Annotated in this window: 33 protein-coding genes; 24 read left to right on the top strand and 9 right to left on the bottom strand. The window is 35.3% G+C overall.

The genetic code is table 11. From position 1 onward, the window contains the following. Positions 1–73: 73 nt before the first annotated feature. Entirely contained in the window at positions 74–322 is a 249-nt protein-coding gene (locus J2Z23_RS08475) for a DUF2624 domain-containing protein (RefSeq protein ID WP_420795699.1), read from the bottom strand. 364 nt (positions 323–686) lie between these two features. Here J2Z23_RS08475 and J2Z23_RS08470 point away from each other — a divergent pair, with 364 nt between their 5' ends. Genes J2Z23_RS08470 through J2Z23_RS08460 form a run of 3 tightly spaced genes read left to right on the top strand, consistent with a single transcriptional unit; the run spans position 687 to position 2738 of the window. Beyond that, positions 687–1472 (top strand): metal ABC transporter ATP-binding protein, encoded by a 786-nt coding sequence (locus J2Z23_RS08470; protein ID WP_057983106.1) that lies wholly within the window; start codon positions 687–689, stop codon positions 1470–1472. Continuing rightward, entirely contained in the window at positions 1465–2331 is an 867-nt protein-coding gene (locus tag J2Z23_RS08465; protein ID WP_057983113.1) for a metal ABC transporter permease, read from the top strand. The genes J2Z23_RS08470 and J2Z23_RS08465 overlap by 8 nt, the downstream gene beginning before the upstream one ends. After that, the gene (locus tag J2Z23_RS08460) at positions 2328–2738 is read left to right on the top strand and encodes a Fur family transcriptional regulator (RefSeq protein ID WP_057983115.1); all 411 of its coding nucleotides are present in this window, start codon (positions 2328–2330) and stop codon (positions 2736–2738) included. The genes J2Z23_RS08465 and J2Z23_RS08460 overlap by 4 nt, the downstream gene beginning before the upstream one ends. 41 nt (positions 2739–2779) lie before the next feature. Here the strand turns inward: J2Z23_RS08460 and J2Z23_RS08455 are convergent, their stop codons facing one another. The 4 genes from J2Z23_RS08455 to J2Z23_RS08440 all read right to left on the bottom strand — a co-directional run bounded on the left by J2Z23_RS08455 (position 2780) and on the right by J2Z23_RS08440 (position 5592). Next, on the bottom strand, positions 2780–3376 hold the full coding sequence (locus J2Z23_RS08455) for a 5' nucleotidase, NT5C type (protein WP_057983117.1): 597 nt from the start codon (positions 3374–3376) through the stop codon (positions 2780–2782). 56 nt (positions 3377–3432) lie between these two features. Then, entirely contained in the window at positions 3433–4569 is a 1137-nt protein-coding gene (gene ispG, locus J2Z23_RS08450; protein ID WP_057983119.1) for a flavodoxin-dependent (E)-4-hydroxy-3-methylbut-2-enyl-diphosphate synthase, read from the bottom strand. 124 nt (positions 4570–4693) lie between these two features. Continuing rightward, entirely contained in the window at positions 4694–5029 is a 336-nt protein-coding gene (locus tag J2Z23_RS08445) for a hypothetical protein (RefSeq protein WP_209973673.1), read from the bottom strand. A 59-nt stretch (positions 5030–5088) separates the two neighbouring features. Continuing rightward, positions 5089–5592 carry a DUF1189 family protein gene (locus tag J2Z23_RS08440; protein WP_057983124.1) on the bottom strand — a complete coding sequence of 168 codons (504 nt, stop codon included), beginning with the start codon at positions 5590–5592 and terminating at the stop codon, positions 5089–5091. A gap of 337 nt (positions 5593–5929) precedes the next feature. Here J2Z23_RS08440 and sodA point away from each other — a divergent pair, with 337 nt between their 5' ends. From sodA to J2Z23_RS08425, 3 genes are all read left to right on the top strand, one after another. After that, positions 5930–6538, top strand: coding sequence for a superoxide dismutase SodA (gene sodA, locus J2Z23_RS08435; RefSeq protein ID WP_057983125.1), 609 nt, complete (start codon positions 5930–5932; stop codon positions 6536–6538). 156 nt (positions 6539–6694) lie between these two features. Beyond that, positions 6695–7906 (top strand): MFS transporter, encoded by a 1212-nt coding sequence (locus tag J2Z23_RS08430; RefSeq protein ID WP_209973671.1) that lies wholly within the window; start codon positions 6695–6697, stop codon positions 7904–7906. An 86-nt stretch (positions 7907–7992) separates the two neighbouring features. Continuing rightward, complete coding sequence (locus J2Z23_RS08425) at positions 7993–10044, top strand: peptidoglycan D,D-transpeptidase FtsI family protein (protein WP_238482665.1); 2052 nt, start codon at positions 7993–7995, stop codon at positions 10042–10044. 53 nt (positions 10045–10097) lie between these two features. Here the strand turns inward: J2Z23_RS08425 and J2Z23_RS08420 are convergent, their stop codons facing one another. Both J2Z23_RS08420 and J2Z23_RS08415 read right to left on the bottom strand, forming a co-directional pair. Beyond that, positions 10098–10559 carry an endolytic transglycosylase MltG gene (locus J2Z23_RS08420; protein ID WP_209973668.1) on the bottom strand — a complete coding sequence of 154 codons (462 nt, stop codon included), beginning with the start codon at positions 10557–10559 and terminating at the stop codon, positions 10098–10100. Next, positions 10552–10929 carry a hypothetical protein gene (locus J2Z23_RS08415; RefSeq protein ID WP_057983131.1) on the bottom strand — a complete coding sequence of 126 codons (378 nt, stop codon included), beginning with the start codon at positions 10927–10929 and terminating at the stop codon, positions 10552–10554. The genes J2Z23_RS08420 and J2Z23_RS08415 overlap by 8 nt, the downstream gene beginning before the upstream one ends. 529 nt (positions 10930–11458) lie before the next feature. Here J2Z23_RS08415 and rpmG point away from each other — a divergent pair. The 7 genes from rpmG to J2Z23_RS08380 all read left to right on the top strand — a co-directional run bounded on the left by rpmG (position 11459) and on the right by J2Z23_RS08380 (position 19069). Next, a complete protein-coding gene (gene rpmG / locus J2Z23_RS08410) occupies positions 11459–11608 on the top strand; it encodes a 50S ribosomal protein L33 (RefSeq protein WP_082881210.1) in 150 nt (49 codons plus the stop codon). Positions 11609–11692: 84 nt separating this feature from the next. Beyond that, positions 11693–12265 carry a 5-formyltetrahydrofolate cyclo-ligase gene (locus J2Z23_RS08405; RefSeq protein ID WP_057983133.1) on the top strand — a complete coding sequence of 191 codons (573 nt, stop codon included), beginning with the start codon at positions 11693–11695 and terminating at the stop codon, positions 12263–12265. Positions 12266–12603: 338 nt separating this feature from the next. After that, the gene (locus J2Z23_RS08400) at positions 12604–13740 is read left to right on the top strand and encodes a rhomboid family intramembrane serine protease (RefSeq protein WP_209973666.1); all 1137 of its coding nucleotides are present in this window, start codon (positions 12604–12606) and stop codon (positions 13738–13740) included. Positions 13741–13807: 67 nt separating this feature from the next. Further along, complete coding sequence (locus J2Z23_RS08395) at positions 13808–14023, top strand: YqgQ family protein (protein ID WP_057983137.1); 216 nt, start codon at positions 13808–13810, stop codon at positions 14021–14023. 2 nt (positions 14024–14025) lie between these two features. Continuing rightward, positions 14026–14988 (top strand): ROK family glucokinase, encoded by a 963-nt coding sequence (locus J2Z23_RS08390; protein ID WP_057983139.1) that lies wholly within the window; start codon positions 14026–14028, stop codon positions 14986–14988. A 792-nt stretch (positions 14989–15780) separates the two neighbouring features. Then, a complete protein-coding gene (locus J2Z23_RS08385) occupies positions 15781–17649 on the top strand; it encodes an LTA synthase family protein (protein WP_209973664.1) in 1869 nt (622 codons plus the stop codon). A gap of 241 nt (positions 17650–17890) precedes the next feature. After that, entirely contained in the window at positions 17891–19069 is a 1179-nt protein-coding gene (locus J2Z23_RS08380; protein WP_057983142.1) for a YqgU-like beta propeller domain-containing protein, read from the top strand. 236 nt (positions 19070–19305) lie between these two features. Here the strand turns inward: J2Z23_RS08380 and J2Z23_RS08375 are convergent, their stop codons facing one another. Then, positions 19306–19479, bottom strand: a complete 174-nt coding sequence (locus J2Z23_RS08375; protein WP_064505136.1) for a DUF2759 domain-containing protein — start codon at positions 19477–19479, stop codon at positions 19306–19308. Between the two features lie 196 nt (positions 19480–19675). Between J2Z23_RS08375 and J2Z23_RS08370 the strand changes: the two genes are divergently transcribed. Together J2Z23_RS08370 and J2Z23_RS08365 are read left to right on the top strand one after the other, a co-directional pair. Beyond that, entirely contained in the window at positions 19676–20296 is a 621-nt protein-coding gene (locus J2Z23_RS08370; RefSeq protein ID WP_057983144.1) for an MBL fold metallo-hydrolase, read from the top strand. Positions 20297–20374: 78 nt separating this feature from the next. Continuing rightward, positions 20375–20662: a hypothetical protein gene (locus J2Z23_RS08365; protein WP_057983146.1), complete on the top strand. Its 288-nt coding sequence runs from the start codon at positions 20375–20377 to the stop codon at positions 20660–20662. Positions 20663–21123: 461 nt separating this feature from the next. Here J2Z23_RS08365 and J2Z23_RS08360 read toward each other — a convergent pair whose 3' ends face one another. Beyond that, positions 21124–21369, bottom strand: coding sequence for a DUF2626 domain-containing protein (locus J2Z23_RS08360; RefSeq protein WP_057983290.1), 246 nt, complete (start codon positions 21367–21369; stop codon positions 21124–21126). Between the two features lie 318 nt (positions 21370–21687). Here J2Z23_RS08360 and comGA point away from each other — a divergent pair, with 318 nt between their 5' ends. The 9 genes from comGA to J2Z23_RS08315 all read left to right on the top strand — a co-directional run bounded on the left by comGA (position 21688) and on the right by J2Z23_RS08315 (position 26266). Next, positions 21688–22785: a competence type IV pilus ATPase ComGA gene (gene comGA, locus J2Z23_RS08355; protein ID WP_057983149.1), complete on the top strand. Its 1098-nt coding sequence runs from the start codon at positions 21688–21690 to the stop codon at positions 22783–22785. Then, positions 22742–23764, top strand: coding sequence for a competence type IV pilus assembly protein ComGB (gene comGB, locus J2Z23_RS08350; protein WP_209973663.1), 1023 nt, complete (start codon positions 22742–22744; stop codon positions 23762–23764). Before comGA ends, comGB begins: the two co-directional genes overlap by 44 nt. 20 nt (positions 23765–23784) lie before the next feature. Continuing rightward, positions 23785–24108, top strand: a complete 324-nt coding sequence (comGC, locus tag J2Z23_RS08345; protein WP_057994325.1) for a competence type IV pilus major pilin ComGC — start codon at positions 23785–23787, stop codon at positions 24106–24108. Next, positions 24105–24545: a competence type IV pilus minor pilin ComGD gene (gene comGD, locus J2Z23_RS08340; protein ID WP_057983222.1), complete on the top strand. Its 441-nt coding sequence runs from the start codon at positions 24105–24107 to the stop codon at positions 24543–24545. The genes comGC and comGD overlap by 4 nt, the downstream gene beginning before the upstream one ends. After that, a complete protein-coding gene (locus J2Z23_RS08335) occupies positions 24535–24837 on the top strand; it encodes a hypothetical protein (protein ID WP_209973661.1) in 303 nt (100 codons plus the stop codon). Before comGD ends, J2Z23_RS08335 begins: the two co-directional genes overlap by 11 nt. Beyond that, complete coding sequence (gene comGF, locus J2Z23_RS08330) at positions 24809–25264, top strand: competence type IV pilus minor pilin ComGF (RefSeq protein WP_209973687.1); 456 nt, start codon at positions 24809–24811, stop codon at positions 25262–25264. The genes J2Z23_RS08335 and comGF overlap by 29 nt, the downstream gene beginning before the upstream one ends. After that, on the top strand, positions 25261–25446 hold the full coding sequence (locus J2Z23_RS08325; protein WP_057983228.1) for a hypothetical protein: 186 nt from the start codon (positions 25261–25263) through the stop codon (positions 25444–25446). The genes comGF and J2Z23_RS08325 overlap by 4 nt, the downstream gene beginning before the upstream one ends. A gap of 63 nt (positions 25447–25509) precedes the next feature. Continuing rightward, positions 25510–26019 (top strand): shikimate kinase, encoded by a 510-nt coding sequence (locus J2Z23_RS08320; RefSeq protein ID WP_082881198.1) that lies wholly within the window; start codon positions 25510–25512, stop codon positions 26017–26019. After that, positions 26009–26266: a YqzE family protein gene (locus J2Z23_RS08315; RefSeq protein WP_057983232.1), complete on the top strand. Its 258-nt coding sequence runs from the start codon at positions 26009–26011 to the stop codon at positions 26264–26266. The genes J2Z23_RS08320 and J2Z23_RS08315 overlap by 11 nt, the downstream gene beginning before the upstream one ends. Positions 26267–26323 lie beyond the last annotated feature (57 nt).

Genomic DNA, 26323 nt, shown 5'->3' with positions numbered 1-26323 from the left:
TCCAATAAGTCTTTAATTACAAAAACGAAGGAAGAAATGTATAAATCTCCCTTCGTTTTTTTGCGTTTTTTTCTTAACTTGTAAATTGAATAAATAATTTATTTAATTCTTTAGCTGTTTTCGGTCCGGAAATCTTAGCTACTTCTCGGACGATTTGTGAACGAGTTCTATCATCGAAAATATCAAAATTTTTACCTCTTAGATAAGCGGCAATTTTATCTGCCTCGTCTCTTGAAACTTCAAAATGGAATTGTTTTGCGTATTTTAATAATTCTTCACTCGTAATCATATTCACCTTTAAATTCACCATATTTTTAATCATTTTCAAGATCATCACTCCCCATAAAATATGTATGCACTCTAAACAAAAATGTGTCTCAGTAATTAAACAAAAAGTTAGTAAATAGGTAATAACTAACTTAAAGTCGTTCAGTACCAATAGTTAAATGAGTTTGATGTTTCCCTCTAGTCATAACAATTTATCCTTCTGGATCATCATGTTTCAAGGTCGAACATCTCTCTGTACAACAGAGCCAAAAGGTTTGTAGCAGAATGAGTTAAATAGGCGTTTAGACTTTTGTCCGATGTCACGCTCAAAAGTATCTTTCATTTACAAGTAGGTTAAAGTCATGGTATACTTGCCTATGTCAAATCGTAATGATTCTTATTAAAAGAGGATGAATAAAATGACTGAGTCAGTGATTGATATAAAAAATGTTAGCTTTCGTTATGAACGCGAATGGGTATTAGAGCAAATTAATTTATCTGTTCAAAAGGGTGCTTTTTTAGGATTGGTTGGGCCAAATGGATCTGGTAAATCAACTTTATTAAAGTTAATACTTGGATTAATGAAGCCTCAAGAAGGAGAAATATCGCTTTTCCATGAGTCTGTAGCGAAATTTAAAGATTGGAATCGGATCGGGTTTGTTTCCCAAAAGGCGAATTCCTTTAATAGTGGCTTTCCAGCAACTGTGTTTGAAGTTGTTGCAAGTGGATTAACTGGAAAACTAGGTTTATTTCGTGTTTTAAAGAACCAACATAAAAAGCTGATTACGGAGACGATCGAGGCCGTCGGTATGGAAAAATTTATGCAACGGAATATCGGCGAGTTATCTGGAGGACAGCAGCAACGAGTTTTTATTGCGAGAGCCTTAGTTTCAAAACCGGATATTCTTATATTGGACGAACCAACAGTAGGTGTTGATGAGAGAAATGTCCGTTCCTTCTATGATATGTTAGTCAAATTGAATCAAGAACAAGGAATCACTTTGATTTTAGTCACACATGATATTGGGACCATGACAGATAAGGTAACTCACGTTGCTTGCTTAAACAAAACATTGCATTTTCATGGAGATGTAGGGGATTTTGAAAAGTTTAATTCAGATGATTTGTCAGCTATTTATAACCATGATGTGCACCTATTATTCCATGATCATTCTAATGAACAAGAAGGTGTAGCACGTGATTGAAGCAATTTTTCAATATGAGTTTTTACGTAATACGTTTATAACTGGCTTGTTAATTGGTTTTGTTGCGCCGCTCTTAGGCACATTTATAGTAGTTAGAAGATTATCATTGATCGCAGATGCATTGAGCCATGTGACATTAGCCGGAATTGCAACAAGTTTATTTTTCAGTAAGACATTTACGCTTTTCGCGGGAATGAATCCTCTTTATTTTGGGATTGGTTTTTCTGTCGCAGGTTCTCTCTTAATTGAGCGATTGCGAATAGTTTATAAACATTATCAGGAGCTAGCAATTCCCATTATTATGTCAGGTGGGATTGGAGTTAGTGTGATTTTCATTTCATTAGCAGACGGATTTAACACTGATTTATTTAGTTATTTATTTGGAAGTGTTAGTGCTGTTTCAAGGATAGATTTATACCTTATTTTAGGAATTGCTTTTTTTGTAGGATTGGTTATTATTTTGTTATACAAAGAATGGTTTTTATTATCTTTTGATGAAGAGCATGCGAAGGTCGCGGGTATACCCGCGAAATTTCTGCATTTTCTCTTTATGTTGATGACAGCTCTTGTAATTGCAGCTTCGATGCGGATCGTTGGAATTTTGCTTGTTTCAGCCTTGATGACTCTTCCGGTTGCGGCAAGTATGCGGATTGCAAGAGGGTTCAAACAAACGATTTGGCTATCTATTTTATTTGGAGAAATCTCTGTTATTGGCGGTTTAACAAGTGCCTATTATTTAGATCTAGCACCCGGTGGAACGATTGTTGTTTTATCTATTTTTATTTTACTTATCGTTATTCTATTGAAACGTCTGCGTATAAAAGGTGTATTATGGAATTCAAGAGGTGAAAAAGCATGAATGTGACGGAAGCCATTGAAATGTTGAAAAATAAGGGATATAAAATAACAGATAAACGGGAACAAATGCTTAACATTTTTGCTGATCATAATAAATATTTAACAGCAAGAGAAGTGTTATCTGAAATGCAAGGGGACTTTCCACAGCTTAGCTTTGATACGATCTATCGAAATCTTTCTTTGTTCCATGAGCTTGGAATTCTTGAAGCAACAGAATTAAGCAGTGAAAAGCATTTTCGTTATACTTGTTCTACGCATGATCACCATCATCATTTTATATGTATGAAATGTGGGAGAACAAAAGCTATTGAAGCCTGTCCAATGGATTTTGTAACAGAAGATCTGAATGGATTTGAAGTGGCAGATCATAAATTTGAAATCTATGGGAAATGTCCTAATTGTGTATAAAAAATGCCAAGCACTTTAGTCAGTGCTTGGCATTTTTCTCATTAAAAGGAAGACTGATATTTTGACTCTTTATCTAAGGCAAGCCATTGATCTACCCAGTTTTTTGCTTCTTGCCAATTCTGTACACGGATCACTTTGTCGGGTATAGCTTTGCGATTATATGGTGTATCAAATAAGATGACTGGAATATTTAGTTCTTCCGAAATCGCTACGGCATTATCATGTTTATCCTCGAAAAATAGATCAACACTATATTTCTTTGCTGTTCCAACTTTATCATGGGAGCCGATTAATTCAATATGGTGAAAATCGATGGCATGATTAAGAAAGTAGGATTCTGTTATTTCCATTGCTCTATGGTGACGGGCACTAATAAAATATAATTCGTGGTCATGGAACCATGTGTTTAGTATTGTTTTAGCACCAGTAGCAAGTGGAGCTTCTTTATATAATTTTGCCTCACTTTGCATAAACCACTCATACACATCCTTCTCAGGTAAGTCTAAGCAGTCTGTGATTTCATATTCTGTTAAATCATCCAAAGTTATATTTAATTGAAATTTTTTATTAATATGGGGAATAAAGGATGTTGGACAAGTGACCGTCCCATCGATATCAATACCAAATCTTTTCTTCATAAAATCTCCTTCCTTTGAGGATATATTTACACTACTCGTTAAGAAAGAGGCTGTCTTTAGACACCCTCTTTCACCTCAAGATCAGCTGTGTTTGTTTGATTCTCTTCTGCTTGTTTTTTGTAGTATTCTTCAGCCATTTTATCAATTTCTTTTTTCAGTTCATCAACCATTGTCGCTTCAGGCACTTTTCTAACGGTTTTTCCTTTTTTGAAGAGTAATCCTTCCCCACGTGCTCCTGCAATACCGATATCAGCTTCTTTTGCTTCACCAGGGCCATTTACAGCACAACCGAGAACAGAGACCTTAATCGGGGCCTTGATCGTTTGTAAATACTCTTCCACTTCATTGGCGATTTTAATAAGGTCAATTTCAATTCTTCCACAAGTAGGACAAGAAACTAATGTGGCTGCATTAGCTATAAGCCCGAAAGATTTTAACAATTCTCGTGCTACCTTTACTTCTTCAACAGGATCAGCACTTAGGGAGACTCTTAATGTGTTTCCAATTCCTTTGCTTAAAATCGCTCCAAGACCAGCTGCGCTTTTGACTGTTCCCGCAAATAAAGTTCCACTTTCAGTGATACCAAGATGTAAAGGATAATCAAACGCTCTTGCTGCTTTTTCATATGCTTCAATGGCTAAATTGACATCAGAAGCTTTCATAGAAACGATAATATCATGAAAATCTAGTTCTTCGAGAATCTTTATGTGATGAAGTGCACTTTCCACCATTCCATCGGCAGTGGGATATCCATATTTCTTCAAGATATTTCTTTCAAGACTTCCAGCATTTACGCCAATACGCATCGGAATTCCTTTTGCTTTAGCAGCTTTTACAACTGCTTCAACTCTTTCACGCTTCCCGATATTCCCAGGATTGATTCGAATCTTATCAGCCCCACCTTCAATTGCAATCAGGGCAAGACGATAATCAAAGTGGATATCCACGACAAGAGGAATATTAATTCTTTTTTTGATTTCAGATATGGCGTTTGCCGCTCTTTCATCCGGACAGGCGACACGCACAATTTGGCAGCCCGCTTCTTCTAAACGATTAATTTCATTTACTGTTGCTTCGACATCATGTGTTTTTGTTGTTGTCATACTTTGGATAATAACTTGGTCAGCGCCACCGATCGTTAAATTTCCTACTTTTACGGGGCGTGTTTTCGTACGATGTATGATTTCACCCAAGGGTTCTTCTCTCCTTTTTTCATAAGAAAAATGAAATAAGCTAAGCTTATTTGGACATCTTTTTTAGCTCTTGCCATTCTATTGTAGCAATCTTTTAGTCTATTTGACAATATACTTCCCTGATTTAATCTGTTTCCGCTAGATAGATTGGAAAATTATAAGATTCTCCAATTTGGATTTGTTCAGGTTTTACACCATTATTCAATCGTTCGAAATCTTTCACAACTTGCTCGATGGCTACAGGTAGCGCTCCCTGTTGGCGTGCCTCTAATATTGAAAGCACTGTATCACCAGGTTTTATTTTTTCTGTAAACAGATTGTTCTTTTCTGTGACAGGGAGAGACGAACTTTGTTGTACTGTTGAGTTCGCTGATATAGCAGGGAGTACCCCGACTGTTAAGTCATGATAAACACTATATAAAACAACAAGACTAGCAATTAAAACTATTATTTTTTTCATTGAGCATAACCCTTTCTATCATCTTAATTCACTTTATGATAGAAAGGTTGAAGTTATGATTATTTTTTTACACGTGGCATTTTACTGATTGCTAACACGATATAAATGATTGAGATTGCAAAATCGTATAAAATCCCATACGGAATTTCGATATTAAATAACGGGAAGAAGCCAAATAAAATTGTGGGTAAGGTAATGCTAAAAGCAGTCAATCGCCAAGCGTTACGATAAGGTAATGCTCGTTTTAAGCCTTTTGCAAAAAGCAAAGCAATCAAAGCGATAAACGATATTTTTATAAAGAGTAGCCCGGAGTATAGAACATAGGTGAAAATAAGGTAAATAGGTACAATTATAGCTAGACTCCCTTTGTCAAAATTAGTTGACAGCTGGGAGAAGTCGCGATCAATTAGTAAAAGTTTAATAATTGCCGGAGCAAAATAGATGGTTGCTAGTATAAAAACATATTTTATTGTTTTTCCGATATCAAGGAAACGAAATTTTGCTAGGTCCTTGAAGGAATAAATTGACTTATAAAATAAGGTATAGATAGATATCTTTCTCATTTAGTTCACGCCCATTTCTATTTCTTTCAGCTATAGATAACTAAAGATATTATCATCGGGATTGATGCAGTATTCAAGAAAAAGGATTGGTAAAAATGAAAATTCATTTAAAAGGGAGTTTAAATCCCGGTGAACCGTTGAACATTCAAGTTAATTATAAATGAAATTTAACTAACTATTAGACTTTTGTATTGAAAACATAAAAGAAAGGGATGGAGAGGAAGAAAGAGGAAAATTATGAGCAAATTAATTGAATCCGGTTTCGGGTTTTGATAATCTTAAATGGAAAGCTTGAATCGCTATTTGATTCAAAATATTACATAGGGAGGAATTATGAATGGCATACGAATTACCGCAATTACCTTATGGATATGATGCATTGGAGCCACATATTGATAAGGAAACAATGAACATTCACCATACGAAGCACCATAACACATATGTTACGAATTTGAATAAAGCTCTAGAAGGACATGAGGAGTTAGCTAGTAAATCTGTTGAAGATTTAATTTCTGATCTAGATTCTGTTCCTGAATCTATTCGTACCGCTGTAAGAAATAATGGTGGTGGTCATGCAAACCATTCATTGTTCTGGACGCTCTTGTCCCCTGATGGCGGTGGAGAACCAACAGGTTCTTTAGCTGAAGCCATTAATAGTAAATTTGGTAGCTTCGATAAATTTAAAGAAGACTTCCAAGCTGCAGGTGCTGGCCGTTTTGGTTCTGGTTGGGCTTGGCTTGTAGTAAATAATGGTGAACTTGAAATTACAAGCACAGCTAATCAAGATAGTCCATTAATGGAAGGGAAAAAACCTCTATTAGGTCTTGATGTATGGGAGCATGCTTATTATCTAAAATATCAAAATCGCCGTCCTGAGTATATGAGCGCATTCTGGAATGTTGTCAATTGGGATGCTGTTCAAAAACAATACGATGCGGCAAAATAAATAATTTCTTTTTAAAAAAGCTGTCGAGTTAATCTCGGCGGCTTTTTTATTGTGTTATTTCAGTTTTATATAGGAAGAAGGAAAAGTTCTCTGATTTTTGAAGTATAATTCTCTTTTCTTCACCAAAGCTAAGGAGAAGAAAAGGGGAGTTCTTCTATGTTGAAACTCAAAAACCTTTATAGCGGAATGGATATAACAAAAGATTTAGTTTTGTTATTAGTTGTAGGTGGCTTATATTCACTGAGTATCGCTCTGTCCAATACTTTTGTGAATGTTTATTTGTGGAAGCAATCAGGAAGCTATATGGACTTAGCGATATATAATCTTTCAGTCGTAGTTATGCAACCAATCACATTTATATTAGCTGGAAGATTAGCAAAGAAAATCGATCGAGTGATTGTCTTACGGATTGGGGTCATTTTTTTAGCGTTATTTTTTATCGCCGTTTTACTGTTTGGTGAAAAATCGGATGACTATCTAGTTGTGTTGGGCGGTTTACTGGGAATTGGTTATGGCTTTTACTGGTTAGCATTTAATGTATTAACATTTGAAATTACGGAACCAGAAACAAGAGATTTCTTTAATGGCTTTATGGGAGCTTTATCTTCTTCGGGAGGTATTATCGGCCCCATTACCGCTGGTTTTATTATTACTCGCTTTACATCAAATATTGGTTACACCATTATATTTGCCATCTCTCTTGCTTTATTTTCTGCAGCGGTTGTCACAAGTTTTTTTCTGAAACGCCGTCCTTCTTCTGGTCGGTATTTATTTGTAAAAGTGTTTCAAGAAAGAAAGGTCAATCACAACTGGAAGCTTGTAACAAATGCTCATTTATTACAAGGTATTCGAGAAGGGACTTTTGTATTTATTATCTCGGTCTACCTCTTTGTCGCAACGAATAATGAATTGGCATTAGGAACCTATGGTATGATTCATGCAGGGACTGCTTTTATTATGTATTCAGTGGCGACAAAGTTAATAAAAAAGGACAAGAGAAAGAAAGTGATGATCCTTGGTGGTGTGATTTTGTATGTGGCGATCTTTTTAATCTTTATAGATCCCACCTATATCAGGTTGCTCATCTATGGAGTTATCATTGGAATTGCCTACCCATTAATGCTTGTTCCTTATTCTTCGATTACCTATGATGTGATTGGAAAAAGTCGAAATGCTGCAGAACTGCGGATTGAATATGTAGTTGTAAAAGAGTTATTTTTAAATTCAGGAAGAGTAATATCGATTTTACTTTTTATTATTGCGATAAAGTTGATCAATCCAGCAACAGCCATTCCGGCCATGCTGTTAATATTTGGAATTGGTCATACTTTAGCGGCATTACTTTTACAAAAACTGAAATTTGCTTAATTGTGTTTGTATTAATTAACGCTGGCTTCTCACCCGTTTTTCTTTTACAATAAAGAGAGAAAATACAAGGGGAAGGGCTGGATCAGTTGAGAAAGAATAAGAAAAAAAAGACGCATATTCCACTTCGGATTAATCTATTGTTCTTTGCCGTCTTTATTCTTTTTGCGGTTTTAATTTTTCGTCTAGGGTATGTGCAAATTGTTCATGGGGAAGATGCGAAACGAGAGCTGGATCGAACAGAAGATGTGACGGTTAAAACAAGTGTACCAAGGGGCTTGATCTATGATAGAGATCACCGACCAGTGGTAGAGAATCAAGCAGAAAGAGCGATTACATATACCGCTCCTAAAAAGTTTAATCAAGAAGAAACACTGGAAACGGCAAAGAAACTAGCTAAATTAATTGAGAAAGAAACAGATAAAATTACCGATAGAGATAAGATTGATTTTTGGATCCTCCTTCATCCTGATGAGGCAAAGGCAAAGTTGTCGGATAAAGAATGGGCAGATTTAAAGAATGAGGAAGCAGCCAAATTGCAACGGGAGCGAGTGACAGAAGCGGATTTGAAGATGCTTTCGAAGGATGATTTAGAAGTATTGGCCATTTACCGAGAGTTTACGAAGGGCTATGCACTTGATCCGCAAATTGTCAAAAATGAGGATGTCTCACTCGAAGAATTTGCTCGAGTAAGTGAAAACTTAAACTCTCTTCCTGGCGTAGACACGACAATGGATTGGGAAAGAATCTATCCATTTGAGGATACATTACGGACTATTTTAGGAAATGTGAATTCCGGCCTCCCAGCGGAAAAATTAGACTATTATGAAGCTCATGGCTATAGCCGTAGTGATCGGGTAGGGAAAAGTTATCTGGAGTTACAGTATGAGGATGTTTTACAAGGCCAAAAAGAAAAAGTGAAAAATGTAACCAAATCGGGACAAATTCTGGAAACAGAATTGGTTTCAGAAGGAGCACGGGGCAAAGATCTTGTACTTACAATAGATATGGAATTACAACAAAAGGTCGATCAAATTATTGAAGAAGAATTACGCAAAACAAAAGCGAAATATGGTACTCAATTATTAGATCGAGCTTTTGTCACCTTAATGGATCCTAATACAGGGGAGATACTCGCCTTATCTGGGAAACAATATACGTATGATGAAGATGAAAAAAAATATGTGCTCCGGGATTTTGCATCTGGTAACTTCACTACTGCTTATGTTCCGGGATCTGCGGTGAAAGGTGCTACAGTATTAACCGGATTTATGACCGGGGTGAATCATCCGGGTAAATGGATATTGGATGAACCGTTGATTTTTAAAGATGGTACAAAAAAAAGTTCTTGGTTCAATGGTGGTTGCTGTAATCAATCCATGGATGAGAAAACAGCCTTAATGAAATCTTCAAACGTTTATATGTTTAAAACGGCAATGCTTATTGGGGGATATCAATATCAACGTGGTGATTACTTAGGAATTGACAAAGTAAAGGCGTTTGAAAAAATGCGTTATTACTTTAGTCAATTTGGATTGGGTACAATGACTGGAATTGACTTGCCAGGTGAAATGTCTGGATATAAGGGAGACCCAAAAACGAACGAAGCTGGTAAAGCGTTGGACTTTGCTATTGGACAATTTGATACATTTACTAACTTACAGCTTGCACAATATGTCTCAACAATTGCAAATGGTGGCAATCGAATGCAACCACATATTGTTAAGGAAATTCGGGAACCAGGAAATGAAGATGAAAAACTTGGACCAATTGCCCAAGAAGTTCAATCGAAAGTGTTAAATCGAATTGATGCAACAGAAAATGAAATTAAAAGTGTTCAAGAAGGGTTTTGGCGTGTTGTCCACTCAAGTGGTGGGACCGGAACAGCCTTAGGACAGGGCGAGTATAAAAACCTTCGCATTGCCGCTAAAACAGGAACTGCGGAGACATTCGACCAAGGCAAAAGTGTGTGGAATTTATCTTTAGTTGCTTATGCGCCTTATGAAAATCCAGAAATCGCGATGTCGATTATTGTCCCTTCCGCTTATTTGAATGGTAGTACTGAGAATAAAATTAATTCAGATATTGGCAAACGTGTTATGAAAGCTTATTTCGATTTACAAAAAGAAAGAGCAAAATAAAAAGAAGCCTGACATTTACAAACTGAATGTCAGGCTTCTTCGATGTTTAACTGTTATTTTTGCCTTGTGAGGATTTCAGAAATTTCTTGATAAGATAGGTCCTTATCCATCTTAAATTTCCCTGTACGGACTTTGGTTTGTAATTCTTTTGCTTCTAAATAATCATTGAAATCCTCTGAATCATGAACAATCCCTGCTGCTGCCAATTGATCGCTGATTTCTTTTGATGACATGCCCTCTTTAATGAGAATTTCAACACTTGTTGGTTCCTCTTTATCTTCTTCTGCTGCTTCTTTTTTCTTTTCATTTATTTGCTTTTTTTCTAGTTCTTCATATTTTGTTTGCCAATCTTGCACCTCATTTTGCAATTTTTCAAGTTTCGCTTCATTGATATTCGTATTAGTAGTTGGGGTGCTAGGCTCGGTATCTTTAAGATTTAAATATTGGAAAGCAAATATACAGATAGCTGAGAGGAGGAGGCCGATGGCTAACCCTCTCGTTCCTCTTTTATCCACGATAATCTCCTCCTAAGTTTGACTCATAGGATGCAATAATCTGTTGAACCTTATCGATTGATAAAGAGGATTGCCTAGAAATTTGTCCGAGATCCAAACCTTGATGATAGAGGGCAATCACTTGGTTTTTTAATATTTCATTCGGTTTATTGATCGGCTCCTTCAGTGGGAGAGACTCTGATAAGTCTGTTACTAATAGTTCCTCCTCCAATACTTTAACTCTTTTTTTTAGTAAATAATTTTCTTGTAAAAGTTTCATCGATACTTGTTCTAACTCTTTTTCTAATCCCTTTGTTCGGTCGGGTTGGAAAAGGGAGATGAGTAAAAGTAGGATAGATAACGAAAATAAAATAATGATCAAAGTATTCATAGTTCACCTCAAATGGATTTGTCCAAACAAATTTTTCGTTTTTAAAATATATGCTTTTAAGTCATTTGCTCTCTAACTGTACACCATATACAACAGGATCTTAGTTTATGGGAACATCTAATAGAAATCAAAAATTATCTGGGAATTCTTGGTTCTGGATATTTCTAATGCCGCTTTGTTAGCCCCAAAAATATGTTGTTCAAACGGGACTCTTTCCTTATATTTATAACATATATCGACAAAATCTACCATTTCTTTAAGACTATATGTCTAAGTCTAGAAAGATTTCATTGCGTAAACCATTGTATTTATCAGATTAAAAATAAAGAATGAATGAAGATTTGTTACAAATCTTTGTTTTGTACATTGGATTTTTAGGTGAGAGTAAGCTGAAAAGCTAATTGGGAGAAGCTGCTACAGAATAAAGATGAAAACTTTGCTAAAATGGAACTGGAATTTCTCAGGTTTTAGTGCTATTATATAAAAGTCGTATGGACAGTGAGAATGTACTTAGTTTGGAGGGAAAGACATGCGCGTTAATATTACATTAGCTTGCACAGAATGCAGTGAGCGTAACTATATTTCAACAAAAAACAAGCGTAATAACCCTGACCGTCTTGAGTTGAAAAAATATTGTCCCAGAGAAAAACGTGTTACTTTGCACAGGGAAACAAAATAATTGGTTGTAAAAAACGTCAGAACCATTGGGAATCCAGTGATCCTGGCGTTTTTTTATCTAGAAGGTTTATTTAGGAGATATAGTATGAATAAAAAACTTATGAGAAGGCAAATGACGCAGGACTTGCGGGAGTTAGATTACTTGCAATATGCTCATCTATCCTATCAAATAGGTGAACAATTATATAAAACAACAGACTGGGAAAATGCCGAAACAATTGGAATTACTGTATCCAGATTTCCTGAAGTTGACACATGGTCGATTATTCGCATGGCTTGGAGACAAGGAAAAAAAGTCACAATCCCTAAAAGTGATCCGCTTCAAAAGGAAATGTTGTTTTATCAAATAGAGTCTTTTTTACAAATGGAAAAAGGATATTCGGATCTATATGAACCGAATACAAAAGAGACAAAGCTGTTCTTGAAACAAGAGATCGATTTATTAATAGTGCCAGGATTGGTTTTTACAAAAGAGGGCTACCGTCTTGGTTTTGGTGGAGGTTTTTATGATCGCTTCCTAAGTGATTATCATGGGAATACTGTATCGCTTGCTTTTACTAAACAAATAAAAGAAAAAATACCGACTGATTACTATGATTTGCCTGTGCAAAAAATTGTAACTGATAGTATGCTGATTGATTGTTTAAATAAAGCATAAAAAGCAAATTTCATCACATGATAATTTTTAAGGAGGGTTTATTGTGATGAATTCGTTTTTTCGCTTTTGTACAATATTTATACTCGCTGCGATTATCATTCGCTTTCGAGAAAAGATTATCTATTCGCTCAGATATAATCGTTACTTAAGAAGACTAGCCTTGAACTTGTGGGTGAAAGCATCTAGTTGAAGCAAATGAAATCTTTGTTATTTAGGAAAGCTTTATTTTATAAAGGTTGGATTTTCCACTTCTTTTTATTTCTGCTATAGTAAAATAAGAAAGAGTATCTAGGTTAGGTGAAAGAAGGGAAAACGCTTTGACTGGACGAGATCATTTTTTGTTTTGGCGCTTGACCTATTTCTTTATGGATGAATGTAACTATCGTTTACTACGGATTAATAAAAATCATACTGAAATCTGGTTAGAAAATAGACAGAATCATTCAGCCCGCATTATTCGTCTCGTTCTTTCGAATATCGCTTGGTCTAATCGCTTCAATCGTGACCAACAGCAAACTGCAGAACAAGGAGAGAGGTTACGGAGGCATCTATTTACTAGAAATTTAAATATATTGAACTTGTATATAACGGAATTTCTACCGGTTGGAGAGCCACTTCCTGACCAAGTAATAAAAGGAAAAACAAAAATTTTGAGCTTATTTATAACAAAGGAAGATCCAACCTCAACGAGCAAATTAGCAGATTTTTTCGGAAAGAAGCCTGACTTATGGCTGAAAAATGAATATCAACAGGCAGATGTGCTACTGTTGGCACAAGCTGTTTTAAACAAGGCAGCACAACAAGAAAAAGCCGATCAAAAGTTTTTCTCTGTAGCTAGGCCACTATTTACATATATCTTGATCTTGATACAAGTTATTATGTTTATTTTGTTAGAACATTATGGTGGAAGTACAAACCCTGAGACATTGATTGACTTCGGAGCTAAATATTCTCCGCTTATCATTCAGGGGGAATGGTGGCGTTTGATTACGCCTATTTTTCTTCACATTGGCATACTGCATTTATTTATGAATACACTGGCACTTTATTACCTTGGAACAGCTGTGGAACGGATATTCGGAAGAATTCGATTTATTGGGATTTATTTAATCTCCGGATTTATGGGAACGCTTTTTAGTTTTGTTTTCAACCAAAATATCGCCGCTGGGGCAAGTGGAGCTATTTTTGGTTGTTTTGGAGCTTTGCTTTATGTTGGCTTTGCCTTTCCACAAATATTTTTTCGAACGATCGGTAAAAATGTCCTATTTCTCATTGCGCTAAATTTAATAATTGGTTTTATTGTTCCAGGGATTGATTATCATGGACATATTGGTGGATTAATTGGAGGATTTCTTACTTCTGGCCTCGTTCACCTCCCAAACAATAAAAAAGTGAAAAACCAGATAACTTTTATGATAATACTAGGGGTCTTAACGACTTTCATGTTATACTACGGCTATCATGTTATTTTTTAATAAGAGGTGTTTAATAAGTCTACCAGTAACGGCTAATTGAGCACGCTATATAATGATGGGATGAAGAATGAAAAATTTTTATGATGTTCAACAATTACTAAAGAGATTTGGTCATTTTCTTTATATGGGTGACCGCATTCTTGATATGGAAATGATGGAAACAGAAATAAAAGAACTGTACTTATCTGGACTTATTTCCAAAGAAGATATGCATGCAGCTCTATTGGTGTTGAAAAATGAAATGGTTCAAGAAAAAAAGAATAGAAAGAAAAGTAGGGGATGAAAATGAAAGAAATTTTAGCAGGGATTGATATTGGAGGAACTACAATTAAATTGGCTTTTCTCACAGAGCAGGGTGAGATTATAACTAAGTGGGAGATCCCAACTAATAAAGCGGATGCAGGAAAAGGAATATTTGCAGATATAAAAAAAGCTGTGACAGATAAGCTTGAAGAGTTAGAAATCCCATATGAATCTTTAAAATCTGTTGGTGTTGGAGCACCTGGTCCGGTTGATCAAGAAAAAGGCCTGCTTGGCGGAGCCGTTAATATTGGCTGGGGGGACAATTTTCCACTTCGCGACCTTGTCGAAGAAGCGCTAGGCGTTCCCGCGGTAATTGAAAATGATGCGAATGTGGCTGCACTAGGAGAAATGTGGAAAGGGGCCGGCTCAGGAGCCAAAAACCTTATCTGTGTTACACTTGGTACAGGTGTTGGCGGTGGAGTAATTGTGGGTGGAGATATTATCCATGGAGCAAATGGAGCAGCTGGGGAGATTGGTCATATTACCTCAGTACCCCAAGGTGGCTATATGTGTAATTGTGGAAAAAGTGGCTGTTTAGAAACAGTTGCTTCCGCGACAGGGATCGTTCGATCAGCCAAAGATAATTTAGCTGTCTATGAAGGAGATTCGGTGTTAAAGGAGAAACTTCATGCGAACGGAGATTTATCGGCAAAAGATATCTTTGATGCTGCTAAAGCAGGGGATGATTTAGCTAAAGAAACAGTTGCTGAATTGGCTGACCATTTAGGAATTGCATTAGCAGATATTGTTGGTATCTTTAATCCAGAGAGAATTGTCATCGGGGGCGGTGTTTCAAAAGCGGGAGATTTTCTTATTAGTGAACTTGAACAAGCTTTTACCCGTTATGTTTTTAAACCTTCTGCTTCTACTAATATTGTATTGGCACAACTGGGAAATGATGCTGGGATCGTAGGAGCTGGCTGGCTAGCCGCTCATAAAATCTAATATTAAGGAAAAATATGAAGTGAAAAGCTATTCTAGTAAATAAAAAAATATGCGAGACTTATCGGAAAGTAACAGATCGATAAGACTTTGGAAGACAACTAGACACTCGTCAGTGACAGGCGAAGTATTCTGTAGGGTGTAGATAGAAATATGCTATTATAGATGGTTTGGATCGTGTGTGTCCTTGGCACATTAATCGTTTGCGAAAGAAGCATATTCCATTTTCGGTATTCCAAAGATGTACTACAATCCACATTATTTTCTGATTACCTCTGCTATTCAACTAAGAATAAATGTCTTTAACAAATAGATTTCTTTTATGACAGATCAATTAAATAAATGAAGATTGGATAAAGGGCGAGAAGAATACATTCTCGCCCTTCCATTTTTTCTAGCTTATGTATATATATAGTGAATATGGAAGGGTGGAATGACATCTTTTCAGGTTATAGGCAATCTCGCCATTATGCCTTGCTTTCGCTACTGTGTTTTAGTAACTAACATTTCTGTTACTCTAAATATGTCTAAAATATGAATTATAAATAAAATGAGTAAAAGATGAAACTTTTTATTGTAAAAAACGTCTATATAAGAGTAAGGAAATTTACAGAGATTGCTAGAAAAATTATTTTAACCTTCTTTTTCTTAGAAGGTGCTAATATTTATATTGCATAGTTTCGTTAAACTTTTGATTGTCTTTTCACAGTAAAGCTATTATGATAGTAGCGAATGTGAAGGGTTTCCAATATTTGGAAAAGCCCGAAGTTGAAATAGTCTAGGAGGTTAACAAAAGTGAGTAAGTTGAAAAAGGCCAATATATTGCTTCCAGTAATAGCAGCCTTTTTGCTCTGGATCAAAACATATATTGTTTATAAAACTAGTTTTTCTATTACTATCGAAAACTTCATGCAAGAGATTATTTTATTCATTAATCCGATTAGCTTTTTGTTATTCGTTTTTGGTCTCTCGCTATTTTTTAAAACTGAGAAAGGTAAAGCACGTTATATTATCCTAACAAGTTTGATTCTTAGCTTCATTTTGTATGCAAATGTTGCTTTTTACCGATTTTTCACGGATTTTCTAACCTTGCCGGTGCTGTTTCAAACGAATAATTTTGCTGATTTAGGTGATAGCGCTGCTACTGAAATCCATTGGTACGATTTCCTTTACTTTTTGGATGTGGTTATTCTTTATTTTCTTACCCGTTATTATCGAAAACATGCAGAATTTGCACCTGTTAAAAAATCAAGTCGTCGCGCCTATTTTCTTATTTCAGCGGCTGTATTGTTTCTTAATATTGGCCTGGCAGAAGCAGAGCGACCACAGCTACTAACAAGAACTTTTGATAGAGAAATGTTAGTGAAAAATTTAGGAACATACAATTATCATTTATATGATATCTTCTTACAGTCAAAATCATCAGCACAAAGAGCAATGGCAGATGGCAGTCAATTAGTGGATATTGAAAACCACGTTAATGCGAAGTATGCGAAACCAGATCCTGAGATGTTTGGAATTGCGGAGGATCGTAATTTAATTGTCGTTACATTAGAGTCGTTGCAAAACTTTGTAATTAATAATGAGATGAATGGTGAAACAATTACACCATTTTTAAATGAACTGGTTGATGATAGTTATTACTTTGATCAGTTTTATCACCAAACAGGGCAGGGGAAAACCTCCGACTCAGAATTCTTATTAGAAAACTCGTTGTATCCTCTAGGCCGTGGAGCTGTATTTTTTACTCATTCTGGCAATAAACTTAATTCATTAGCGGAAAAGCTTGGTGACAAAGGATATTATACTTCAACAATGCATGCTAATAATAAAAGTTTTTGGAATCGTGATATTATGTATGAAGCCATAGGATATGATTACTATTATTCAGCGCAAGATTATGACATTACACCGGAGATTTCGGTTGGTTGGGGAATGAAAGATATCCCATTCTTTGAGCAATCTGTTGATTTAATGAGCACAATGGAACAACCGTTTTATACTAAAATGATCACTCTAACAAATCACCATCCATTTAAATTGGATGAAGAAGATAAATTTATTGATGAATTTGATTCGAAAAGCGGGACATTGAATCGTTATTTTCAAACGGTTCGTTATATGGATGAGGCATTACGTCAATTTTTTCAAGAACTAAAAGACGAAGGGTTATATGATAATTCCATAATTGTGATGTATGGAGATCACTATGGTATTTCGGAAAATCATAATGAAGCGATGGGACAGTATTTAGATAAAGAAGTAACCCCATATGTAAGTGCCCAATTGCAACGAGTTCCAATGTATATTCATATCCCTGGTGTAACAGATCAAGGGAAAGGAAAAACTATTTCGAAAGTAAGTGGACAGATTGACTTGAAACCGACGCTACTTCATTTAATGGGAATTAATTCGAAAAATGATATAGCATTTGGTGAGGATCTTTTTTCACCTGATCATCAAGATTTTATCGTATTTAGAGATGGCAGCTTTATTACAAGTGAATATGTATATACGAGAAATACTTGTTATTCTAAAGAAACGGAAGAACCTGTTGAAGAGACTTTTTGTGAACCGTACAAAGAAAAAGCTAGTAAAGATTTGGGCTACTCCGATAGTATTATTAATGGTGATTTATTACGATTTTATGATGATGACTATTAATAATGATCGGATTGAAAGTATTTAACTCCCCAACCGAATGTTGCGGGAGTTTTTTTAGAAATATAGTAGTAGCCTACTGTACCATAGGGCTTTTTAGGCATAGTCTCGCTTCAGTTTCAAGTGCAAGTATAAACATCTTGCTTAGTTCAAAACTACTTGGAGGATGTAGCACAGGATTCTTTTAAGCGTTCAATCTAAAAAAAGTAATTTGCGCAGTTCGAAAAAAGAAGGGGGAGTGGAAGTGCAGAGGAAATTTTTCTCCATATTATTCATGCTGTTACTTATATTGATGGTTTTAACTGGTTGTACGATGTTACAAAATGATTTTGTTTCTCCAGAAGTTGAGAAGAATGAAATTCCCCCCATAGCGAAAGAAAATGAAAAAGAGGATAGACCGGACCCCAGGCCGTTTCAATTTGAGGCTAATGATGAATTTGAAAAAATATATGGTTGGATTGATGATCAAACAATCATCTATGGATTCAAGCATGAAGGTACTTATCAATTAGCAACTTACCAGTTATATGAGGGAAAATCACAAGTTATTTTTACTTCTCAATCCCCTTTTAATAACGTTTTGATTCATGATAACAAAGAGCTGATTCTTATACATACTTCTGAAAACTCACATTCTGCAAAGCTTGATTTTATTGATCTAGTAGGAGATGTGAAGTTCTCAACAGCAGTTGATTCGTATGAAATTGCTGCAGAATGGAATAAAGAAAACCCCGATTTGCTGATGTTGACAGCATTTTTTGAAGATTGGTCTTATGATAGTCTCCAGTTTGATATTGGCCATAATTCCATTCAGAAGAAGGAAGAAATTGAACCGTTTATCAAGTGGTTTGACGAAGAACATATTCTAGTTCAAGAATGGGATCCAGAGAAGCCTAGCGTTTTTGCTCCTCTTGTCAAACAATCATTATCTAATCCTCAGAACAAAGAAACTCTCCTAGAGCATTTGTATCGGTTCGATGTTTTTTCAAATATAGTTATGGCAATCGATGTTGATGATGTAAATTCTGAACAAATCAATTACCATTTTTATGATTCGGCGCTAGAGGAATTAGTTCCTCCAATACAGGTACCGAATTTAACACAGTATACAGATTGGTTAATTCCTTATTACGAATATATTGAGAAGGAAAAGATATTTCTTACGTTCGTACCAAAACATCATGGAAGTACTGATACGTATACGGGAGGATTTCAGTTGATTGCTTATAATCTTCAAAAAGAAAATGCAGTGACTATGTTTGATAATATGGAAAATAAGCCAATCTCTTGCTCACCCAATGGGAAGTTATGTCTATACGGCTTCCAATTAGAAGAATTAATCAATTTAGAAACAGGGGAAAGCCTCGTATTATCGCCTGAAGAAAAAGAGGAAAAGGAAGAGGAAATAATAACAGCAATATAAAAGGTGCAGGAGAAAACTCCTGCACCTTTTATGGAGATAAGACTAATGCAATTAAGCAAGTTAACTTCTTCACGCTAAAGGTCAATATTCTCTCCAGCTACAAACATTAGAGGCAGAGCCCTGTAGTTTGAAGTTGAAAAAGACACGGGCTCATCTCTATACTTAGCTCTCATCCAAAAAACCTTAAAGGATATTTGTTGCTAAATGAAACCTTGCTTATGATCCTAAAATTCATTTTATTTAGGTAAAGAATCAGGGAAATGGATAAGCGTCGCAATCGCGAAAAAACCAAAAACAACTAAAGTTCCAAAACCAAATAAAAATCCAAGGATATTCTTGTTTTTTAAGGCACTAATGACTGCGAAAACGGCTAATAATGCAACTAATAAAAAGATAATAGCTGTACCCATGTATAAGAAACTCCTTTCCGTAGGACAATTCCATTTTTTATATGTAATGATTACTCATACTCACATCTATTCTATAGCTTTTTCGCGGATTTGTCGAGCGATAAAAGTGACACTTCTTTGAAAGCTATGTTATATAGTATATACGTGGATGAACATCCTCATTCAGTATATATTTTTATAAAAGGAGAGAAAAACATTGAAATGGATACAAATTCCATTAGGACCTTTACAAACAAATTGCTATCTACTTGTAAATAGTCATAAAGAATGCATTATATTTGATCCAGGTAGTCAAGGGAAAGAGTTAAATGATTATTTAACAGAGCAACACTTGCAACCATTAGCGATTCTATTAACCCATGCCCACTTTGATCACATCGGAGCGGTTGATCATGTGAAGCAACATTGGAAAATACCTGTTTATCTTCATGAAATAGAGGACGAATGGTTATCTAATCCGACATTGAACGGTTCTAGGCGTTTTGGGGAAGATATTACTGCCGATTCTGCTGACCACCTTATTACAGAGGAAGGGGAATTAAAGGTAGGATCATTTTCTTTTGAGCTTTTCCACACACCAGGTCATTCGCCAGGAAGTCTATCTTATTATGTAAAAGAAGCAAATTCAGTTGTAGCTGGCGATACTTTATTTGCTGGGAGTATAGGGAGAACCGATTTATTTGGAGGAAGCCATAAAGCATTACTAACAAGTATTGAAAACAAATTATTAACACTTCCCGAGGAAACTGATGTGTTACCTGGTCATGGACAAATGACAAGTATTCAGCAAGAAAAAGCGGGAAATCCGTTTCTTTGAATAAAAAAGCCGTAACGATAATTGAATGGAAAAGTAGTTAAATAAATCAGGTATTTGCGCAAAGAAAGGACGATACATATGGTGTTACTTTTTTGGCCGTTTATGCTCGCTTCAATTGTCTTTTCATTTATTGCCTTAAGTAAGAAAAAGCCAATGTTTCTCGTTATTTCTTGCTTGTTAATAATACCATTTTCACTATACTTAGCTGTGACACCGCTATTTAGATGGTGGGGAGGTATCTTTCCGTTTTTTTATCTTGGCGCAGCTTTTTTGCTTAGGAAAAATATGAAGGGGTTGTCGGGTTTGTTAATCTTGCCAGTTATAATATTGATTGGCTGGCTAGGATATATAGTTATAACTCCATAAAATACCACACATTGTTGAAGAACGAGAGGAGACTGGGACATAACTAAAATCCTAGGTTCCAAAGTCGAATAATGTGTTGCCTTAGCAAAGTATAATTCCGGAGCGGATTACATGCACTTAGTAGCTTAGGTTTTTCTTTAATGAAAACACTTTTGTTCCTAGTTTCTTTCCTGCGATTGTCAAAATGAAACTTGCTGGAGAAGAAAAGATGAGGTAATTGACAACGGTAAATATGTGACTGGAACGACAGCGGGAGGAATTTAAAGAGATGGCAATTTCCCCTCTCCCTAACCCTCTTGGCTCTTCAAAAAGCAACACCTTTGCAATAATCGTTAAGCTAAGTTTTTCCTTTCAATATTGCGGGCGAGTCACAAGGTCATTGTCTGATCTTAAATGTTAGATTTGAAACTTTTCTTTCCAATAAAAAAGACTGCATCGTAAAATATGCAGTCTCTTTTATGTTAACCTAATCCACCGCCAGGAGGCATTAGGAACAAGGTATAGTATGTAAATCCGCACATAAATACGGTTAGATATGCGGCGAATACATACATATACATACGTTCAGATAATTTCAAGTAACTAAGAAGAACAAAAAATCCAGTTTGTCCCAAGAATAATAATGCCGTTTTTTCCATATCACCCAGATAAAGCATAATGGCAAATATACCGGTCCAAAAACCCAATACTCTATACATGCGATCCATATGTATCCCCTCCTTTTTAGCGTCATCCATCAATACCTTATTATATAGGAAGATCGATTGAAATGTAAATATAAGAGCTAATAACTTTGTGTCAAATAGGTGAGAATCTTCATTACAAGGTTTTTGTCTAAAAATAGTATACCTCAAAAAGCTAGTGATCATCCTTGATGAGAATCAAAAAATAACTGAAAAAATCAGTAGCTCCTTAGCAAGTAGTCTTTTTATTTTTAAAAAAAGTTTAAATTCTTGCAGGAAAAAGAAGAAACATGTCGAATCTGTTATTTAGAGAAAGGTATGAAAGGTGGTGTTTTATGAAAAGTGAGCATAGAAAAAATTGCAGAATCCTTGGTGTCACAAGCTCTCTATTATCAGGCTACTGATATTCATGTTGTACCGCGTTCAACAGATTATTTGGTGCAATTTCGGATCCATGGTATTTTGACCTCACATAAAAAAATACCGATCCAAATGGGAGAAAGAATTATTTCTCATTTAAAGTTTTTAGCTTCTATGGATATTGGTGAAAAAAGAAAACCGCAAAGTGGTTCACTACAATCTTACTTCTCCGGAATTTTGACTTCATTAAGAATTTCCACTTTACCTACCGCTAAAGCAAAGGAAAGTATTGTTATCCGTATCCTCCATCATAAAAAAATCCTTTCTCAGCAAAAATTATCCCTATTTCCAAACAGTATGCGTATGTTACAAAGCTTTATGAAACAAGCACATGGTTTAGTTTTGTTCACAGGACCAACTGGGAGTGGTAAATCCACGTCAATGTTTACGTTAGCAGATTATTGTTCTAAGCAATTAAATCGACGTGTTATTTCCTTAGAAGATCCTGTTGAGCAACAAAATGATCATTTTGTACAAGTTCAAGTGAATGAAAAAGCAGGAATGAGTTTTCACAATGGCTTGAAGGCCGTTTTGCGGCATGATCCTGATGTAATTTTGATAGGGGAAATTCGGGATGCAGAAACAGCGTTTATTGCTATACGAGCGGCAATGACGGGACATTTGGTTTTATCCACTATGCATACTAGAGATGCAAAGGGTGCCTTATATCGTTTCATAGAGTTTGGTGTTAAACATCATGATTTACAGCAGACATTGCTCGCTATTACTTCGCAAAGGTTAGTAAAGTTAAGATGCCCTTTTTGTGGGTTTGAATGTTCCAAATATTGTATTCGTTCCCAAACAATGAAGAGAACAGGGATTTATGAACTTTTACATGGTCAATTTTTGCAAGCGGCAATAGAAGAATTAAAAGGTGGTGACATTATTTCTTTGTCATTATCCTTGCCAAAACTGATTGCAAAGGGGGTTGCGCTTGGCTATATTTCAGAAGTTGAATATGAAAAATGGATTGTCGATGAAAAAAATATCGATAAAAGATCAAGGACAGTTTTTTATTAGAGCAAGTGATATGTTGGAAAATGGTTATCCCTTTTTAGAAGTCTTTCAATTCTTTATAAATATTCACGAGCAACATCGTTCACTATTTGCATCCATGGTGAGAGAATTACAAGGAGGCGATCCTATCCATGAGGTTTTTATCAGACATGGATTTGATAATCAAGCATGTGCGGCAATTTATTTTGCGGAAAAACATGGATTTCTAGCAAAATCTTTTCAAGAAAGCGGAAATTATTTACTAAAAAAAGAACAACAGCAGAAAAAAATATTGAAATTAATTCAATATCCATGTGTATTGCTGTTTGCTTTATTGTTTGTAATATTTATTTTAAAAACCGTGCTATTACCGCAGTTTCAGCTTCTCTATCATACAATTGGTTTTCAACCAAATGGAATAACACAAACAATTCTTCATTTGGTTGACCATATCCCCATATATATCGCTATTTCTCTCTGTTTTTGTTTTCTCATCTTTTTCGGTATGAAAAGATATTTTGACAAAAGAACAGCTTTTGAAATAGCGGCATTCCAATCCACCATCCCAATCTACCAATCCTTCTACAAACTATACCAAACAATTTTTCTTGCCAGAGAGTGGAGCTTACTATTCCAAAGTGGACATTCATTAAATGAAATTATCACAATGATGGAGGCTCAAAATTTCCGTCCCCTTATGCAGGAAGTTGGAAAGCATTTGAAAAAGGAATTGCTATTGGGGAGCACTTTCCCAAACGCTCTTTCCAAACTCCATTTTATTGCAGATGAAATGGTTATGATTGTCGCTCATGGAGAAAAAAATGGTCGATTGGGCAGTGAATTACTTTACTATAGTCAAATTTGTACAGAGATATTAGAGGAGAAAATGCTGCGGTTTATGTCTTTTATACAGCCATTGATTTTTATTTTAATTGGATTAATGGTTGCAGTAATTTATATGTCAATCTTTTTTCCCATGTTTCAAATGATGGATTCAATTTGATATTAGAGGAGGAGAAATAGGTGAAATATCTTCGGAATCAAAAGGGATTTACTTTAATCGAGATGCTGATAGTATTACTCGTCATTTCCATAATATTACTCATTACTTTGCCTAATGTAACGAAGCATAATAAAACTATCAATGGAAAAGGCTGTGAAGCGTTTATATCTATGCTTCAAGGTCAGGTGCAGGCTTATCATATCGAGAAAAATCAATATCCAAAAGACTTTGAAGAGCTTGACGCGGCAGGATATCTTGAAACGGAACAAGTCACTTGTCCAGATGGTAGTGAATTGGAGATTGTGAATGGGAAGGTTCAACCGGTCAACCAGTCAGACTCATGAGATATTGCCGTTCAAACAAAGGTTTTACCTTGTTAGAGATGCTAATTGTACTATCCGTTTTATCTATTGTCCTGTTATTTAGTATTTTCACGTATCAATCATTTTCAGAGACGATGCAGAGAAGATTATTCATTACCCAACTTGAGGCAGATCTATATTATGCTCATGCCCATGCGATAAATAGAAAAGTTAGAGTTCAAATTCAATTTTCACCATCAAATAGACAATATGTAGTTGTAAATACGGGTACAAAAGAAACTTTATTACAGAGAAAATTTCCATCAACGATTTATATTCAAAAAAGTAATTTAACAAGCTTTACCATTAATGAGAATGGCAATATCTCTAATTTTGGTACGATTAATTTTCAACAAAATCAACATACGATTAAGTTGACATTTTATATTGGAAAGGGGCGTTTTAGCATTGAAGAATGAGAGAGGTTTTAGCTTTTTAGAAGGGCTGCTCTCTCTTTCCCTCCTTTTTTTAATCTGTATAACTTTATTACCTTTCGTTTTTTCGATGATGAATAAATTATCTGATGGGAAAAAGGAAATGATTGGCTACCGACTTTTATATGAATATGTGGAGCAACACCCAATTTCTGAATATCCGGAAAAGGAAAATAGATTGAGCCAAGGAATTCAATATGAATTATTTTATGAAGGAAAGGCTGGAAGTAGGAGAGCGTGTTTCCGTTATGAAGATAAGCAAAAATGTGTTCAATAATCAGTCAGGTTTTACTTTATTAGAAACGCTATTTTCGATCATGTTAATAACTTTAATCATGTCAATATTACCATTCATCCTGCAAACGATGTATACATTAGATAGTATCGTGGAGACAGATCAAGATTATGAATGGAATTTATTTATCATTGGATTACGAAAGGAGCTTAGAGAAGCTGAGCAAATTAATGTCTTGAGAGTAGAATCGAAAACAACGCTTATTTTAGAAAAAAGTAACCAAATAATTGCCTATGAGCCGTATGGCCGATCGATACGGAGGAATGTGAATAAACTTGGTCATGAAATTGTCCTACAAAAAATTCATAGGCTTGATTTTATATTGAATGAAGAAATGCTCCAGATAAAAGTCGAGTTTATAGACGGGCTAAAAGATGAAACAAGTTTTACTATTAAGGAGGCAGGATGATTATAAAGCAAGAAAAAGGAGCCATTTATCCTCTTGTTATGCTCGTTTGTGCGTTGGTTTTAATTTTTATTGGCGAAATGATATATATCTATACATCGGAATGGGGGTATATAAAAGAAATTCAATCTTATTATCAGAGAGAAATAAAGGAAATAATTCAACAAAATGAATTACAAATATAAAATAAAGAAAATTAATGATAGAATAGCGTTACATGAGAGTGTGAAACAAGGGGGAACATTGTTTTGAATGTAAAGGAACCGTTATTTATAATCGGGTTTATGGGGGCTGGAAAAACCTCAGTTGGTGAGAAATTAGCAGAAATTTGCGGATATTCCGTGATAGATACAGATCAAGAAATTGCAAGAAAGATGAAGATGGAGATCCCGCAAATATTTGCTCAGTATGGAGAAGAGAGGTTCCGGGAAATTGAGACCGAAGTATTAGTGGAGTTATCACAAAAATCTGTGATCACTACGACGGGTGGAGGGATAATATTAAAAAAAGCTAATCGGGAGGTATTAAAAACAGGTAAAACGATTTTTCTTCAAGCCGCTCCCCAAACTGTTCTTGAACGAGTCGGGTTAGATAGTGGTAGACCGCTCATTCAAAATAAAAGTCTAGAAGAGATTACTGAGATGTATCAAACTAGACTGCCTTTATATTTGGAGTGCGCGTCTTTTGTAGTGGATACAACAGATTTATCCATTGAAGAAGTGGCCAATACCATTAATAAAGAAATGAATGTTTGCTAACTCAATTGGTTATACTTTTTACAAAGGAATGATTTTCCAAAAAGTAGTTCCTAATTGTAGAGAGGTGAAGGCGATGTCGTTTGATGATTATATGAGATACATGACAGAGACCTTTATTAAACATTTTGAACGACCGAAAGCCGAACGCAAACAAATAAGATTAAAGCGGAAAGAGGCTAGTCCACCAAAATTATATCAATGGTTTGGACTAATGCCTTATTCGATTCGGATGATATTTAAAAGATAGGCCTAACTCATCAAGAGTAAGGCCTATCTCTTTTATAGAAGCTACAAGTTTTAAAAT

Origin of the sequence: Lederbergia galactosidilytica (assembly GCF_017873565.1) — a bacterium.
Taxonomy (GTDB): Bacteria; Bacillota; Bacilli; order Bacillales; family Bacillaceae_C; genus Lederbergia; species Lederbergia galactosidilytica.
The sequence above is the reverse complement of the archived record's forward strand: the minus strand, read 5'-3'. Positions and strand labels throughout refer to the sequence as shown.

What these genes read in the sequence shown, in the direction of transcription:
- J2Z23_RS08475 (WP_420795699.1), bottom strand. Translation starts at nt 322, where the DNA reads ATGATTAAAAATATGGTGAATTTAAAGGTGAATATGATTACGAGTGAA.
- J2Z23_RS08470 (WP_057983106.1), top strand. Translation starts at nt 687, where the DNA reads ATGACTGAGTCAGTGATTGATATAAAAAATGTTAGCTTTCGTTATGAA.
- J2Z23_RS08460 (WP_057983115.1), top strand. Translation starts at nt 2,328, where the DNA reads ATGAATGTGACGGAAGCCATTGAAATGTTGAAAAATAAGGGATATAAA.
- J2Z23_RS08455 (WP_057983117.1), bottom strand. Translation starts at nt 3,376, where the DNA reads ATGAAGAAAAGATTTGGTATTGATATCGATGGGACGGTCACTTGTCCA.
- J2Z23_RS08445 (WP_209973673.1), bottom strand. Translation starts at nt 5,029, where the DNA reads ATGAAAAAAATAATAGTTTTAATTGCTAGTCTTGTTGTTTTATATAGT.
- J2Z23_RS08440 (WP_057983124.1), bottom strand. Translation starts at nt 5,592, where the DNA reads ATGAGAAAGATATCTATCTATACCTTATTTTATAAGTCAATTTATTCC.
- sodA (WP_057983125.1), top strand. Translation starts at nt 5,930, where the DNA reads ATGGCATACGAATTACCGCAATTACCTTATGGATATGATGCATTGGAG.
- J2Z23_RS08430 (WP_209973671.1), top strand. Translation starts at nt 6,695, where the DNA reads ATGTTGAAACTCAAAAACCTTTATAGCGGAATGGATATAACAAAAGAT.
- J2Z23_RS08415 (WP_057983131.1), bottom strand. Translation starts at nt 10,929, where the DNA reads ATGAATACTTTGATCATTATTTTATTTTCGTTATCTATCCTACTTTTA.
- rpmG (WP_082881210.1), top strand. Translation starts at nt 11,459, where the DNA reads ATGCGCGTTAATATTACATTAGCTTGCACAGAATGCAGTGAGCGTAAC.
- J2Z23_RS08405 (WP_057983133.1), top strand. Translation starts at nt 11,693, where the DNA reads ATGAATAAAAAACTTATGAGAAGGCAAATGACGCAGGACTTGCGGGAG.
- J2Z23_RS08395 (WP_057983137.1), top strand. Translation starts at nt 13,808, where the DNA reads ATGAAAAATTTTTATGATGTTCAACAATTACTAAAGAGATTTGGTCAT.
- J2Z23_RS08390 (WP_057983139.1), top strand. Translation starts at nt 14,026, where the DNA reads ATGAAAGAAATTTTAGCAGGGATTGATATTGGAGGAACTACAATTAAA.
- J2Z23_RS08375 (WP_064505136.1), bottom strand. Translation starts at nt 19,479, where the DNA reads ATGGGTACAGCTATTATCTTTTTATTAGTTGCATTATTAGCCGTTTTC.
- J2Z23_RS08365 (WP_057983146.1), top strand. Translation starts at nt 20,375, where the DNA reads ATGGTGTTACTTTTTTGGCCGTTTATGCTCGCTTCAATTGTCTTTTCA.
- J2Z23_RS08360 (WP_057983290.1), bottom strand. Translation starts at nt 21,369, where the DNA reads ATGGATCGCATGTATAGAGTATTGGGTTTTTGGACCGGTATATTTGCC.
- comGB (WP_209973663.1), top strand. Translation starts at nt 22,742, where the DNA reads ATGAAAAAAATATCGATAAAAGATCAAGGACAGTTTTTTATTAGAGCA.
- comGD (WP_057983222.1), top strand. Translation starts at nt 24,105, where the DNA reads ATGAGATATTGCCGTTCAAACAAAGGTTTTACCTTGTTAGAGATGCTA.
- comGF (WP_209973687.1), top strand. Translation starts at nt 24,809, where the DNA reads ATGAAGATAAGCAAAAATGTGTTCAATAATCAGTCAGGTTTTACTTTA.
- J2Z23_RS08325 (WP_057983228.1), top strand. Translation starts at nt 25,261, where the DNA reads ATGATTATAAAGCAAGAAAAAGGAGCCATTTATCCTCTTGTTATGCTC.
- J2Z23_RS08315 (WP_057983232.1), top strand. Translation starts at nt 26,009, where the DNA reads ATGTTTGCTAACTCAATTGGTTATACTTTTTACAAAGGAATGATTTTC.